Origin of the sequence: Zobellella taiwanensis, from assembly GCF_003012795.1 — a bacterium.
Taxonomy (GTDB): Bacteria; Pseudomonadota; Gammaproteobacteria; order Enterobacterales; family Aeromonadaceae; genus Oceanimonas; species Oceanimonas taiwanensis.
Genome location: NZ_PXYH01000009.1, coordinates 1 through 12461, shown reverse-complemented (window position 1 = coordinate 12461; position 12461 = coordinate 1). Strand labels below are relative to the sequence as shown.

Genomic DNA, 12461 nt, shown 5'->3' with positions numbered 1-12461 from the left:
ACAGCTCAACACCTAACCTGAAAGCGCTGAATGAAACCCTAATCACGATATGGAGATCATCCGATGAAAACCCCTTTTGTCCGTTCCCGCCTGGCCACTGCCCTCACCACCCTGCTGGGCGCCGGCAGCCTGATGCTGGGCGGCCTGGCCCAGGCCGCCACCACCATTGACCTGTCCTACAACGGCGCCCCCGACGCCGAAAAAAACGCCGTGCACCTGTTTGCCAGCAACCTCAAGCAACTGGTGGAAGAAAAAACCGGCGGCGAGCTGGAGCTGACCCTTTACCCCAACAGCATGCTGGGTGAAGAAGTGCAGCGCATGGAGCAGGTTATCGCGGCCCCGGGCCTGAACATTGCCTCCTTTGCCGGCATTTCGCCCCTGTTCCCCGAAATTTACGCCAGCTCCATCCCCTTCCTGTTCCGGGATTTCGACCATGCCCGCCGCTTCTTCGATGAGGGGGAATACTGGCAGGCGGCCCAGCAGGAGTTTTATGACCGCACCGGCACCCATATCCTGGCGGTGGTGGAGGAAGGCGGTTTCCTCGCCTTTACCAACAGCAAGCGCCCGATCAAGACCCCGGACGATTTCAAGGGGCTGCGCTTTCGCGCCATGGACAAGAGCCAGGTCGCGCTCTATGAGGCCTTTGGTGCCTCGGGCACGCCCATTCCCTGGACCGAAGTCTATATGGCCCTGAAAACCAATGTGGCGGACGGCCAGATGAACCCGCCCATGTACATCATCCTCGGCAGCCTGCACGAAGTGCAGCAGCACCTGACCCTGGCCAATATCCAGTATTCCGACCAGTTCCTGGTGGCCAACGGCGAGCTGCTCAACAGCCTCACCGAGACCCAGCGCCAGGCGCTGGAAGAGGCGGTGCAGGAAGCCAACCGGCTGAACCGGGAAGCGGTGGAAGCCAAGGTGGAAGAGCGGGTCCAGTTCCTGGCCGACAAGGGCATGGCCGTGTATCGCCCGAGCCAGCAAGAGCTGGGCCAGTTCCAGGAAAAGGCCAAACCCTCCTATATCGGCTGGCTCAAGGAGCAGAACATCGAGCAAAAATGGGTCGACCTCGCCCTGGAAGACGCGGCCAAATTCTGAGTTTTTCCTTTCATCCTTTGCATAACGGCGGCCTCGCGGCCGCCCTGTGACACCATGACAACATCATTGATACGTTATCTCAGCCGCACCATAGAGTGGGTAGTCGGCGCCCTGGTGCTGGCCAACCTGCTGGTGCTGCTCTACGGCGTGGCCGCCCGCTATCTGCTCGGCCGCTCGCCCATCTGGATGGACGAGCTGTCCCGGTTTTTGATTATCGGCTGCGCCCTGCTGATGGCGGGCGTGGTGTGGGTGCGCAACGAACATATGCGCATCGGCCTGCTCGAACAGCGCCTGCCCGCGCCCCTGGCCCGGCTGCTGAAGCTGTACCAGTGGCTGCTGATCCTGCTGGTGAGTGCCGGTTTCTGCTGGTATTCCTGGCACTACGCCTTTTCCGTCAGCCGCTTTACCACCATGGGGCTTGGTATCAGCCGTACCTGGCCGGTGCTGAGCCTGCCCCTGGGTTTTGGCCTCTTGTTCGTCTTTACGCTGTTGCGCGGCCCATTCGGCCGCAAGGAAGGTCACGCATGACGCTGGCAATGTTTGCCTCTTTTATCATTCACGTGCTGTTGGGCCTGCCCCTGTTCATCGCCCTGCTGGTCACCGCCGTGGTGGGCTTTATGTTCATCGATCCCGCCATGATTGGCCGCATGGTGCCGCAGCAGTTTTTCGGCGGCATCAACGTGTTTTCGCTGATGGCTATCCCCCTGTTCATCCTGGCCGGCAACCTGATGAACAGCGCCGGCCTGACCCAGCAACTGATGACCCTGGCCCGGGTGCTGGTGGGCCACCTGAGGGGCGGGCTGGGCTATGTGAACGTGGTTTCCAGCGTGTTTTTCGCGGGCGTTAATGGCTCGGCCGTGGCCGACACTTCCGCCCTCGGCTCGCTGCTGGTGCCGGCCATGAAAAAGGAAGGTTATTCCACCGCCTACGCCGCCGGCCTGACCGCCGGCAGCTCGCTCATCGGCCCCATCATACCGCCCAGCATTTTCATGATCCTCTATGCGTCCCTCACCAATACCTCGGTGGGCGACCTGTTCCTGGCCGGCGTCATTCCGGGGCTGCTGCTGGGGCTGGCGTTCATGATCATGAACTGGTTTTATGCCCGCAAGGCGCAGTTGCCGGTTTCCGGCCAGCGTCCCAGTGCCGCCCTCTTCCTGCAGGCCCTGCTGGGTGCCCTGCCCGCCCTGCTGGCGCCCTTTATCATTGTCGGCGGCATTGTGTTCGGGGTGGTCACGCCCACCGAGTCGGGCGCCCTCACCGTGGCCTATGTGGCCCTGGTCGGCCTGCTCGGCCGCCAGTTGTCCTGGAGCCGGTTCTGGAGCGCCCTGGTGGAAACCGCGCGCCTGACCAGCGCCATCTTCCTGATCATGGCCGCTTCCGCGGTGATCAGCTGGCTGCTGTCCTATGCCCAGGTGCCCAAGGCGTTTGTGGTGCTGTTCGATCCCATTCTTGAGCATCCCGTGCTGGTGCTGCTGCTGCTCAGCCTGATCACCTTTGTCACCGGCATGTTCATGGAGGAAGTATCGGCGCTGATGCTGCTCACGCCCATCTTCATGCCGGTGGCCATGGCGGCGGGGGTCGATCCCGTCCACCTGGGCATTGTCATCACCCTCAACATCACCATTGCCCTGATCACCCCGCCCATGGGCGCCTGCGTGTTCGTGGCCGCCGCCGTCAGCAAGCTGGAGATCACCGAGATGTTCAAGAGCATCTGGCCCTTCGTGGCGGTGGCATTGCTGGTGCTGCTGATCCTGGTGCTGTTCCCGTCCCTGGTGCTGTGGCTGCCGGCCCTGCTTGGAGGTGCCGCATGAACACCGCCATTCCCCGCCTGCCCGAGCCGGACTGGCGCCAGGTCACGGCCCTGCCCATTGCCGACAACCAGGAAGAGCTGGTGCCCGCCAGCCTGGCCCAGGGCCGGCTGGCCTGCTACCCGGCCTACTACAAGCTCGGCATTCCCAACGCCGTGCCGGAATGCTATGTCAGGCGCGAGGTTTACCTGCGCCTGCAGGCGGCGGCCCGCTCCCTGCCGGAAGGCCTGACTCTGCTGGTGCTCGACAGCTGGCGGCCCTATTCGGTACAGCAATATCTGTACGATACCCTCTACAATGTCATCGAGCATCACTGGCCCTCCAAGAGCGATGCCGAACTGGAGCAGCTGACGCGCGAGTTCGTGTCGGTGCCGAGCACCGATCCCCGGGCGCCCAGCCCGCACCTCACCGGCGGCTCGGTCGACGTGACCCTGGTTGACGACAACGGCCTGATGCTGGACATGGGCACCTTGTTCGACGAGGCCACGCCCGCCTCCCATACCGCCGCCTTCGAGGCGCTGGACCGGCCCTCGCCGCGGGAACAGGAGGTGATCGAGCATCGCCGCACGCTCTACCGGGCCATGACCCGGGCGGGCTTTACCAACCTGCCCAGCGAATGGTGGCATTATGATTTTGGCAACCAGCTGTGGGCCTGGTATGGCGGGCACGGCCGCGCCCACTATGGCCATACCTATCCGGAAAGCCTGGAAAACCGCTGGCGCAAGGAGGTGGATCGGCGGATTGGCTGAGCCTTGAGAGGGTTCGGGGCCACCGGACGGCGGCCCCGGGGAGATCAGTTGACGTTCTGGCGCACGATTTCCTGCTCGTCGCGGAACTGGCGGCGCAGCTCGGCCTTGCTCTTCATCACTATCTCGCCGCCCTTGGCGATGGTCATAAAGTCCGGCGTGTCGTTGTGCAGGGACTGCCAGGCCAGCACCGCCTGCAGGGTGGTGTCCTTCTGCTCCGGGGTCAGCGGGGCGCCGTCGGGCCATTTGCCGAGCTCCACCGCCGTTTTCAGGCGTTCGTACACTTCCCTCGGCATGGCGGCGATGGCTTGCTGAAAAGATGACATGGGCATTTCTCCTCTGTTGGCGGCCTTACTCTACCACCACAAACACAAAAGGGCAGCCACCGGCTGCCCTTGTTCGATCATGGTTCTACCTTCAGGCGGGCAGATCCATCAGCTCGATGCCGGCCATTTTCTGCATGACCCGCACCACCTGGCAGCTGTAGCCGAACTCGTTGTCGTACCACACATAAAGCACGGCCCGATCGCCTTCGACGATGGTCGCCAGGGAGTCGACAATACCGGCGAAACGGGAGCCGACCATGTCGGTGGACACCAGTTCACGGCTGGTGCTGAAGTCGATTTGGTTGTGCAGGGGCGAGTCCAGGGACATCCGGCACAGGTAGTCGTTCAGCTCTTCGGCCGTGGTGGCCTTTTCCAGGTTCAGGTTCAGCACCGCCATGGACACGTTGGGGGTGGGCACCCGGATGGCGTTGCCGGTCAGCTTGCCTTTCAGCTCGGGCAGCGCCTTGGCCACCGCCTTGGCGGCGCCGGTGCTGGTCAGCACCATGTTCAGCGCCGCGCTGCGGCCGCGACGGTCACCCTTGTGGTAGTTGTCGATCAGGTTCTGGTCGTTGGTGTAGGAGTGCACGGTTTCCACGTGGCCGTTCTTCACGCCGTAGGCGTCGTTCACCGCCTTCAGTACCGGGGTGATGGCGTTGGTGGTGCAGGACGCGGCGGACATGATGCGGTCGCCCGCTTCAATCATGGCGTCGTTCACCCCGAACACGATGTTCTTGATGTCGCCCTTGCCCGGCGCGGTCAGCAGCACCTTGGCAGCGCCCCTGGCCTTGAGGTGCAGGCCCAGGCCGGCTTCGTCGCGCCACTTGCCGGTGTTGTCGACCACCAGGGCATCGTGGATGCCGTACTGGGTGTAGTCGATTTCTTCCGGGCTGTTGGCGTAGATCACCTGGATGTAGGTGCCGTTGGCGATGATGGCGTTGTTTTCCTTGTCGACCTCGATGGAGCCGTTGAAGGGACCGTGCACGGAGTCGCGGCGCAGCAGGCTGGCACGCTTTTCCAGGTCGTCGCCGGAGCCGCGCACCACAATACCGCGCAGGCGCAGGCCGTTGTTGCCGCCGGCCCGTTCAATCAGCAGGCGGGCCAGCAGGCGGCCGATGCGGCCAAAGCCGTACAGCACCACGTCGGTGGCGCGGGACTGGGGGCCGGCGGCCAGGGCGGGCGCCAGCTCGCGCTGCAGGAAGTCGGCCAGGCCGGCTTCGTCGCTGTGCTGCTTCCAGTAACGCACGGTCAGCTTGCCGAGGTCGATACTGGCGGGGGCCAGTTGCAGCTCGCTGATGGCCTTGAGCACCGGATAGCTTTGGGCAACCGGCAACACCTGGCCCTCGTGGCGGCGCACCACGCGGTGGGCCTTGAGGATATCAATGGTGGAGGCATTGAGCAGGGTACGGCCGTAGACCAGGGTTTCGATACCCTGGTTGCGGTACAGCTTGCCGATCAGGGGTTGCATGGACTCCGCCAGCTCCTGGCTCTGTTGCCAGGCGGACAGGTAACTCTCGTGGGTCATCGACCAGATCCTTTTATTTCACGTAACCGTCATTAGTATTGGAAGCGGACGCATAGACGCCCCGCTTTTGCTCTTTTTAAGCGCGCCCATTTTAGTGGATAGGGGGTATGATTACCAGACCAAGGCCAGGCCGAGAATGTCCCAAATGAATACAAAAACACCCTTCGCCCTGCTCCTGCCCCTTATCTTTTTGGCAGGTTGTGAGGAAGATCGCATCGCCACCCTGTGCGATACCCAGCCCGAGCTTTGCGTCGGCCTGCACACCGACAGCTGGTGCGCCAACGAGCGCAATGCCGTGGTCCGGGGCCGCGACCTGCAGGCCAGGATGCCCGGTGACGCCTCCCTGCACCAGTTGATGACGGGGCTGGACAGTTACCACAAGTGCCTGGAGCCGGTGCTTGGCATCGAATACAGCAAGCGCAAGGAGCGCAAGAACGACAAGGTCGAGGCGATGATCAACGCCCGCGAGGAGCTGGCCCGGCTCGAACAACAGACCCGGGAGTCCGACTATCCCCACCTGCAACTGTGGCACTGGCACCACAAGGGGGATCTCGCCGCCCGTATGCGGTTTTTAAACCAGGCCGACCGGCCCGCCATGCAGCAGCCGGAATTGCAGCGCGCCCTGGCCCAGTTGCTGGCCCGGCGCGACCCGCAGGCGGCGGAACAGGCACTGCACCGGGCCCTGGGCCTGTATCCGGCGGGCGCGGCCATCGATACCGGCATTTTCGCCGATCTTATCTCCCTTTACCTGGCCGATGGCCGCCACGCCGACGCCTGGCTATGGAGCCGGGTCATGGCCGCGCAGGATCCCGAACAGAACATCGACTGGCAACGGCTGCAAAGCTATGCCGCCATGTCGCCGGAACAGCAGGCCGACCTGCAGCGCCAGGCCGACGACATCCTGCTGCGGCTGCGGGAAGGCCGCTATCTCCGCTGATCGGTCTACCCATTTAGGCCTATACTCAAGCCTGTGGCGCCCGGGGCCACAGGCCGCCCCGCCTGAAAACCGTTAACAATAAACAGACATCAAAACCGAAATAAAATTTCAGCAAATCATGATCTGGCACAAGCCGACCCGGTTTTTGAGTTGACTCCGCCGTTTTTTTTTGTAATTTTACAACCATCAGAATTCTTCATAACGTAATTTTTCACAACTTAGCGTCAGGTGAACTTATGACTATCAAAGTAGGTATCAACGGTTTCGGTCGTATCGGCCGCTTCGTGTTCCGCGCAGCCTGCGAGCGCAGCGACATCGAGGTGGTGGCCATCAACGATCTGATGGACGTGGACTACATGGCGTACATGCTGAAGTACGATTCCACCCACGGCCGCTTCAAGGGCACCGTGGCCGTTGAAGGTGGCCAGCTGGTGGTCAACGGCAAGACCATTCGGGTCACTGCCGAGCGCGATCCGGCCGCCCTCAAGTGGGACCAGGCGGGCGTGGACGTGGTGGCCGAAGCCACCGGTCTGTTCCTGACCGACGAGACCGCCCGCAAGCACATCCAGGCCGGTGCCAAAAAGGTGGTGCTGACCGGTCCGTCCAAGGACGACACCCCCATGTTCGTGATGGGTGTCAACCAGGACAGCTACGCCGGCCAGGACATCGTCTCCAACGCCTCCTGCACCACCAACTGCCTGGCGCCCCTGGCCAAGGTGATCAACGACCAGTTCGGCATCGTCGAAGGCCTGATGACCACAGTGCATGCCACCACCGCCACCCAAAAAACGGTGGACGGCCCCTCCGCCAAAGACTGGCGCGGCGGCCGCGGTGCCGGCCAGAACATCATCCCCTCCTCCACCGGTGCCGCCAAGGCCGTGGGCAAGGTGATCCCCGCGCTGAACGGCAAGCTCACCGGCATGGCCTTCCGGGTGCCCACGCCCAACGTGTCCGTGGTGGATCTGACCGTGCGCCTTGAGAAGCAGGCTTCCTACGCCGACATCTGCGCCGCCATCCGCGCCGCTGCCGAAGGCGAACTCAAGGGTATCCTCGGCTACACCGAAGACGACGTGGTCTCCACCGACTTCCTGGGCGAAACCTGCACCTCGGTGTTCGACGCCAAGGCCGGCATTGCCCTGAACGACAACTTCGTCAAGCTGGTCAGCTGGTACGACAACGAAATCGGCTACTCCAACAAGGTGCTGGACCTGATCGCCCACATCTCGAAGTAACATTCGGGGCCATAACCCGTTAAGATGCAAAGCGGCCCCCGGGCCGCTTTTTTGATCGCAGCATGGACTTTCGGCTTATGTCTCTTTCCCTTGATCCCCAGGACTGGCTCTCCCCCCACTGCCGCCGGATGGTCAACCCGGCCGGGCTGGAATTCATCGATATCCGCCACCCTGCGGGCGAGGGGCTGGTCAGCCTGTTCGGGGGCCAGCTGCTGCAATACACGCCGGCGGGAGGCCGCCCGCTGCTGTGGCTGAGCGACAGCGCCGTGCTCGACGGCAGCAAGGCCATCCGCGGCGGTATTCCCCTGTGCTGGCCCTGGTTTGGCCCCGCCGCCCGGGGCGGCCCCCAGCACGGACTGGCCCGGCTCAGCCGGTGGCGGCTGCATGCCCTTTGCGATACGGCGCAAGGCTGCCGCCTGGAGCTTGAGTTGCTGCGCCCCGAGGCCCGCCTGCGCCTGCTCATCACCCTGGACCAGGGCCTGACGCTGGAGCTGGTCACCACCAATACGGGAGCCGGGCCGCTGCCGTTCCAGGCTGCCCTGCACAGTTATTTTGCGGTGGACGAGGTGGACCTGTGCGCCATCAGCGGCCTGGGCCCGACTTACCGGGACAACCTGGCCCAGGGCGCCGAATGCCGGCACACCGCTCCCGCCCGCGCGCCCTTCGACCGGGTCTATACCCGGCCGCAACCGCAAACCCGGCTGGACCGCGGGCCGGACAGCCTGCTTCTGGAACACCGCCACCAGGATGCCCTGGTGCTGTGGAATCCCCACCGGCTGCCCCTGCCCGAGGACATCGACGATCCGCGCCGTTTCGTCTGCATCGAAACCGCCAGCCTGGCCGCCCCGCCGCTGGCACCGGGCGCCTCGCGCAGCCTGTTGCTGCACTGCCGCCTTGTTGATCCCCACAGGGAGACTGCCCATGTATCTGCTGCTGGTTGAAGACGATCTGGCCCTGGGCAATGCCCTGCTCAAGCTGCTCAAGGCACATTACCGGGTGGAGTGGGTTCGTGCCCTGGCGGCGGCCCGCAGCCATTTCGAGGCGGCCGAGCCGGATCTGGTGCTGCTCGACCTGGGCCTGCCCGACGGGGACGGCCTGCAGTGGCTCAGGCAACTGCGCCACCAGGGCCGGCAGTTGCCGGTGCTGATCCTCTCGGCCCGGGATCAGCTCGACGACCGGGTGCAGGGGCTGGACACCGGCGCCGACGACTACCTGGTCAAGCCCTTTGAACCCGACGAACTGCTGGCCCGTATCCGGGTGTTGCTGCGCCGGCGGGCCGGCCAGGCCAGCCCGGTGATCCGGGTTGGCGAACTGCACTATGCCCCGGACAGCGACACCTTTACCCTCGCCGGCCAGGCCCTGACCCTGGCGCCCAAGGAGCAACAACTGCTGCAGGTGCTGGTGATGGCCGGCGGCCGGGTGGTGAGCCGGGAGCGCCTGACCCAGCAGCTCTACGGCAGCGGCAACGGCGCCGACTCCAATACCCTGGAGGTACATATCCACGCCCTGCGCAAGCAGCTCGGCCGGGAGCGCATCGCCACCGTCCGCGGCCAGGGTTACCGGCTGGTGGAGTCGACAACGGAATGAAACTGCGACTGACCCATCTGGCCCTGGTGCTGGCGCTGACCACTCTGCTCAGCACCAGCCTCGGCATCTATGCCACCTATCGCATGGCCGAGGGCGAGTTTCGCGAGCTGCTGGAGGACGACTTGGCGCGCCAGGCGGAAATCCTGGCCCGGGTGCTGGCCGCCGGCCAGGACGCCATTGACGACGACCGGCTGCGCCGCCTGCTGGGCAATACCTTCGAGGCCGACGACGAAGAAACCCTGCTGGTCAACGTGGTGGATCTGCGGCGCCGGCAAGGGATCAGCAACCTGGATTACCCCGACTGGCCCGACAGTACCGACAGCGGCCCGGTGAGGCTGGCTTTCGACGGCCACCAGTGGTTTGGCCGGCAATGGCGCCAGGACGATATCCTGGTGCAGATGCTGCGCCGGGACGATCTGCACCGGGAATTGCAGGAAGACATTGTCGAGGACATCATCACCCCGGCGCTGATCGGCAACGGCGTCAACCTGCTGTTGCTGACCCTGTTGATGGGGCTGATGCTCTGGCCCCTGTCGCGCCTGGTGCGCCAGCTGGAGCAGCGCTCGCCCGCCGCGCTGACGCCGCTTTCGCTGCGCGCCCCGACCCGGGAAGTCGCCAGCCTGGCGGCCGGCATCAACCAGTTGATCACCGACGTCAACGAGGTGCTTGGCCGGCAACGTCGCTTTGCCAGCGATGTCGCCCACGAGCTGCGCACCCCCCTGACCACCCTCAAACTGGAACTGGCCGGCGGCGATCCGGATCTGGCCGCCATCCGGGCGGAAGTGGATCGCATGGCGCGGGTTATCGAACAACTGCTTATTTTGGCACGGCTGGATCAGGGGCGCTGGCGCCACCGCTTTGAACGGTTGTCGCTGGATTCCGCGCTGGCCTCGGGGCTGCAGCGCTTTCGCCAGCGTCCCGAAACCCGGGACTATCCGGTCAGTGAACGGCTGGCCCCGCTCCAGGCCAGGGTAGAGCCTACCCTGCTGGGGATTTTGCTCGATAACCTGCTCAATAATGTGCTGCGCCACTGTCCGCCCGGCACCGGCATCGATGTCGTCCTCCAACAGGAGGCGGGTGAGGTGGTACTGGAGGTCAGCGACAGGGGTGCGGGCATCGACGCCGACCTGCGCCAGGACATGGCCCGGGGCAGCACCCGGCTCGACAGCAAGAGCCAGGGACTGGGGCTGGGGCTGGCGATTTGCCACCAGGTTGCCCATGCCCATGGCGGCCACTTGCGGTTCCTGGCCCGCGCCGACGGTGAGCCGGGGCTAAGGGTCCAGTTGCGTCTGCCGTCTTAAGGTTCATTTAAGCTTTTGCCGCTAACATTAGCCTTAATTAAACCACACGGGAGTATCATCATGAACAAGACCCTCACTGCCACCCTGCTTGGCCTGACCGTTTTTTCCACCGCCGCCCTGGCCGACAACCACGGGGGATTCAAGGGGCCGGATCGCACCGAGCAGGTCAGCGTGGCCCAGGCGCTGGAGCTGGGCGACGACAGCCAGGTCCGCCTGACCGGCGTCATCACCGAGTCCTTGGGCGATGAGAAATATCGCTTTCAGGACGACAGCGGCACCATGATCGTCGAGATCGACAACGACGAATGGCGCGGTATCGAGGCCACTCCCGACACCCGTCTGACCATTTGGGGTGAAATCGACAAGGACTGGAACGAAACCGAACTGGACGTGGAGCGCGTCGAACTGGCCCAATAAGGCCCGGCGGCAGCAACAAAAAAGCCGGAAGCAACCGCTTCCGGCTTTTTTATGGTCGGGTGGCCACAGCATCAGGCGTTGCCCTGGACCTTCAGCTTGAGCTGCTCGGCGAAGTTGAGCATCCGCTCCAGCGGTATCATGGCTTTGACCCGGGTATCTTCGTCGACCTGGATTTCGTGGGGCTTGCCGCCGTCGCGCAGGGCGTCGCGAATGGCCACCAGGCCATTCATCGCCATCCAGGGGCAGTGGGCGCAACTGCGGCAGGTGGCGCCGTTGCCGCCGGTGGGGGCTTCCACCATTTCCTTGTCGGGGCAGGCCTGCTGCATCTTGTAGAAGATGCCCTTGTCGGTGGCCACGATCAGCTTTTTGTGGGGCAGGGTCTGGGCCGCCTTGATCAGCTGGCTGGTAGAGCCCACGGCATCCGCCAGCTCGACCACCGCCTGGGGTGACTCGGGGTGCACCAGCACGGCCGCATCGGGATTCTGGGCCTTCAGCTCCTGCAGGGCCTTGGCGCGGAACTCGTCGTGCACGATACAGGCACCCTGCCAGCGCAGCATTTCGCAGCCGGTCTGTTTTTCGATATAGGCGCCAAGGTGGCGATCCGGTGCCCAGATGATCTTGTGGCCCTCGCTGTCGAGGTGCTCGACGATTTCCAGCGCTATGCTGGACGTCACCACCCAATCGGCCCGCGCCTTCACCGCCGCCGAGGTGTTGGCATAAACCACCACGGTATGGTCGGGATGGGCATCGCAAAAGGCGGTGAATTCGTCGGCAGGGCAGCCCAGGTCGAGAGAGCACTCGGCTTCCAGGGTCGGCATCAGCACGGTTTTTTCCGGGCTCAGAATTTTGGCGGTTTCCCCCATAAAGCGCACACCGGCCACGATCAGGGTCTGGGCCGGGTGATGCTTGCCGAAGCGGGCCATTTCCAGCGAGTCGGACACGCAGCCGCCGGTCTCCTCGGCCAGGGCCTGGATTTCCGGGTCCGTGTAATAGTGGGCCACCAAAACGGCGTTGCGCGCCTTCAGCAGGGCCTTGATTTCGTCTTTCAGCGCCTGCTGCTGCTCCGCATTGAGCGGGGCGGGCTTGGCGGGAAAGGGGTAGTCAAACTCGATGATATCGACAGCGTCAGTCATGACCGGGTCCCAGTGCTCCATCCAGAATAATGTCAAAATAGCGCGGCATTATAACGCCGACCGGGAGCGAACCCAAATATCCGGCAGTAAAAGTTGCATCGACAGGAGAAATAACAGGATGGGGAGGAAATGGTGGGTCGTGCAGGATTCGAACCTGCGACCAATTGATTAAAAGTCAACTGCTCTACCAACTGAGCTAACGACCCGTTGCATACGGAATTGCATGAAGATGGTGGACGCTACTGGGATCGAACCAGTGACCCCCTCCTTGTAAGGGAGGTGCTCTCCCGGCTGAGCTAAGCGTCCGGGAATCTGGTGGGTCGTGCAGGATTCGAACCTGCGACCAATTGATTAAAA

Annotated in this window: 13 protein-coding genes and 2 tRNA genes; 10 read left to right on the top strand and 5 right to left on the bottom strand. The window is 63.6% G+C overall.

The window, feature by feature from the left end; all coding sequences use genetic code 11:
• Positions 1-63: 63 nt before the first annotated feature.
• From C7I36_RS08000 to C7I36_RS07985, 4 genes are read left to right on the top strand one after another with little or no spacing between them, the layout of a single operon-like run.
• On the top strand, positions 64-1095 hold the full coding sequence (locus C7I36_RS08000) for a TRAP transporter substrate-binding protein (RefSeq protein WP_219899619.1): 1032 nt from the start codon (positions 64-66) through the stop codon (positions 1093-1095).
• Positions 1096-1149: 54 nt separating this feature from the next.
• A complete protein-coding gene (locus C7I36_RS07995) occupies positions 1150-1623 on the top strand; it encodes a TRAP transporter small permease (protein WP_106453201.1) in 474 nt (157 codons plus the stop codon).
• Positions 1620-2906, top strand: coding sequence for a TRAP transporter large permease (locus tag C7I36_RS07990; protein WP_106453200.1), 1287 nt, complete (start codon positions 1620-1622; stop codon positions 2904-2906). The genes C7I36_RS07995 and C7I36_RS07990 overlap by 4 nt, the downstream gene beginning before the upstream one ends.
• Positions 2903-3652 carry a M15 family metallopeptidase gene (locus C7I36_RS07985; protein WP_106453199.1) on the top strand — a complete coding sequence of 250 codons (750 nt, stop codon included), beginning with the start codon at positions 2903-2905 and terminating at the stop codon, positions 3650-3652. The genes C7I36_RS07990 and C7I36_RS07985 overlap by 4 nt, the downstream gene beginning before the upstream one ends.
• Positions 3653-3696: 44 nt before the next feature.
• Here the strand turns inward: C7I36_RS07985 and C7I36_RS07980 are convergent, their stop codons facing one another.
• Together C7I36_RS07980 and C7I36_RS07975 are read right to left on the bottom strand one after the other, a co-directional pair.
• Positions 3697-3975, bottom strand: a complete 279-nt coding sequence (locus C7I36_RS07980; protein ID WP_106453198.1) for a YeaC family protein — start codon at positions 3973-3975, stop codon at positions 3697-3699.
• 91 nt (positions 3976-4066) lie between these two features.
• Positions 4067-5497 (bottom strand): glyceraldehyde-3-phosphate dehydrogenase, encoded by a 1431-nt coding sequence (locus tag C7I36_RS07975; RefSeq protein WP_106453197.1) that lies wholly within the window; start codon positions 5495-5497, stop codon positions 4067-4069.
• A gap of 145 nt (positions 5498-5642) precedes the next feature.
• Here C7I36_RS07975 and C7I36_RS07970 point away from each other — a divergent pair, with 145 nt between their 5' ends.
• The 6 genes from C7I36_RS07970 to C7I36_RS07945 all read left to right on the top strand — a co-directional run bounded on the left by C7I36_RS07970 (position 5643) and on the right by C7I36_RS07945 (position 10971).
• Positions 5643-6434 (top strand): DUF2989 domain-containing protein, encoded by a 792-nt coding sequence (locus C7I36_RS07970; protein WP_181256324.1) that lies wholly within the window; start codon positions 5643-5645, stop codon positions 6432-6434.
• A 236-nt stretch (positions 6435-6670) separates the two neighbouring features.
• Entirely contained in the window at positions 6671-7666 is a 996-nt protein-coding gene (gene gapA, locus C7I36_RS07965) for a glyceraldehyde-3-phosphate dehydrogenase (protein WP_106453195.1), read from the top strand.
• 77 nt (positions 7667-7743) lie between these two features.
• Complete coding sequence (locus C7I36_RS07960; protein ID WP_181256322.1) at positions 7744-8607, top strand: D-hexose-6-phosphate mutarotase; 864 nt, start codon at positions 7744-7746, stop codon at positions 8605-8607.
• Positions 8588-9253, top strand: coding sequence for a response regulator (locus tag C7I36_RS07955; protein WP_106453193.1), 666 nt, complete (start codon positions 8588-8590; stop codon positions 9251-9253). Before C7I36_RS07960 ends, C7I36_RS07955 begins: the two co-directional genes overlap by 20 nt.
• Positions 9250-10554, top strand: coding sequence for an ATP-binding protein (locus tag C7I36_RS07950; RefSeq protein ID WP_106453192.1), 1305 nt, complete (start codon positions 9250-9252; stop codon positions 10552-10554). The genes C7I36_RS07955 and C7I36_RS07950 overlap by 4 nt, the downstream gene beginning before the upstream one ends.
• A 60-nt stretch (positions 10555-10614) precedes the next feature.
• Positions 10615-10971: a NirD/YgiW/YdeI family stress tolerance protein gene (locus tag C7I36_RS07945; RefSeq protein WP_106453191.1), complete on the top strand. Its 357-nt coding sequence runs from the start codon at positions 10615-10617 to the stop codon at positions 10969-10971.
• 71 nt (positions 10972-11042) lie between these two features.
• Here the strand turns inward: C7I36_RS07945 and nadA are convergent, their stop codons facing one another.
• The 3 genes from nadA to C7I36_RS07930 all read right to left on the bottom strand — a co-directional run bounded on the left by nadA (position 11043) and on the right by C7I36_RS07930 (position 12410).
• Entirely contained in the window at positions 11043-12104 is a 1062-nt protein-coding gene (nadA, locus tag C7I36_RS07940; protein WP_106453190.1) for a quinolinate synthase NadA, read from the bottom strand.
• 130 nt (positions 12105-12234) lie between these two features.
• Positions 12235-12310, bottom strand: a tRNA-Lys gene (locus tag C7I36_RS07935).
• A gap of 24 nt (positions 12311-12334) precedes the next feature.
• Positions 12335-12410 (bottom strand) — tRNA-Val (locus C7I36_RS07930).
• Positions 12411-12461: the final 51 nt, after the last annotated feature.

Excerpts from the sequence above, each read along its gene's own strand:
- C7I36_RS08000 (WP_219899619.1), top strand. The coding sequence starts at position 64 with ATGAAAACCCCTTTTGTCCGTTCCCGCCTGGCCACTGCCCTCACCACC.
- C7I36_RS07995 (WP_106453201.1), top strand. The coding sequence starts at position 1,150 with ATGACAACATCATTGATACGTTATCTCAGCCGCACCATAGAGTGGGTA.
- C7I36_RS07990 (WP_106453200.1), top strand. The coding sequence starts at position 1,620 with ATGACGCTGGCAATGTTTGCCTCTTTTATCATTCACGTGCTGTTGGGC.
- C7I36_RS07985 (WP_106453199.1), top strand. The coding sequence starts at position 2,903 with ATGAACACCGCCATTCCCCGCCTGCCCGAGCCGGACTGGCGCCAGGTC.
- C7I36_RS07980 (WP_106453198.1), bottom strand. The coding sequence starts at position 3,975 with ATGTCATCTTTTCAGCAAGCCATCGCCGCCATGCCGAGGGAAGTGTAC.
- C7I36_RS07975 (WP_106453197.1), bottom strand. The coding sequence starts at position 5,497 with ATGACCCACGAGAGTTACCTGTCCGCCTGGCAACAGAGCCAGGAGCTG.
- C7I36_RS07970 (WP_181256324.1), top strand. The coding sequence starts at position 5,643 with ATGAATACAAAAACACCCTTCGCCCTGCTCCTGCCCCTTATCTTTTTG.
- gapA (WP_106453195.1), top strand. The coding sequence starts at position 6,671 with ATGACTATCAAAGTAGGTATCAACGGTTTCGGTCGTATCGGCCGCTTC.
- C7I36_RS07960 (WP_181256322.1), top strand. The coding sequence starts at position 7,744 with ATGTCTCTTTCCCTTGATCCCCAGGACTGGCTCTCCCCCCACTGCCGC.
- C7I36_RS07955 (WP_106453193.1), top strand. The coding sequence starts at position 8,588 with ATGTATCTGCTGCTGGTTGAAGACGATCTGGCCCTGGGCAATGCCCTG.
- C7I36_RS07950 (WP_106453192.1), top strand. The coding sequence starts at position 9,250 with ATGAAACTGCGACTGACCCATCTGGCCCTGGTGCTGGCGCTGACCACT.
- C7I36_RS07945 (WP_106453191.1), top strand. The coding sequence starts at position 10,615 with ATGAACAAGACCCTCACTGCCACCCTGCTTGGCCTGACCGTTTTTTCC.
- nadA (WP_106453190.1), bottom strand. The coding sequence starts at position 12,104 with ATGACTGACGCTGTCGATATCATCGAGTTTGACTACCCCTTTCCCGCC.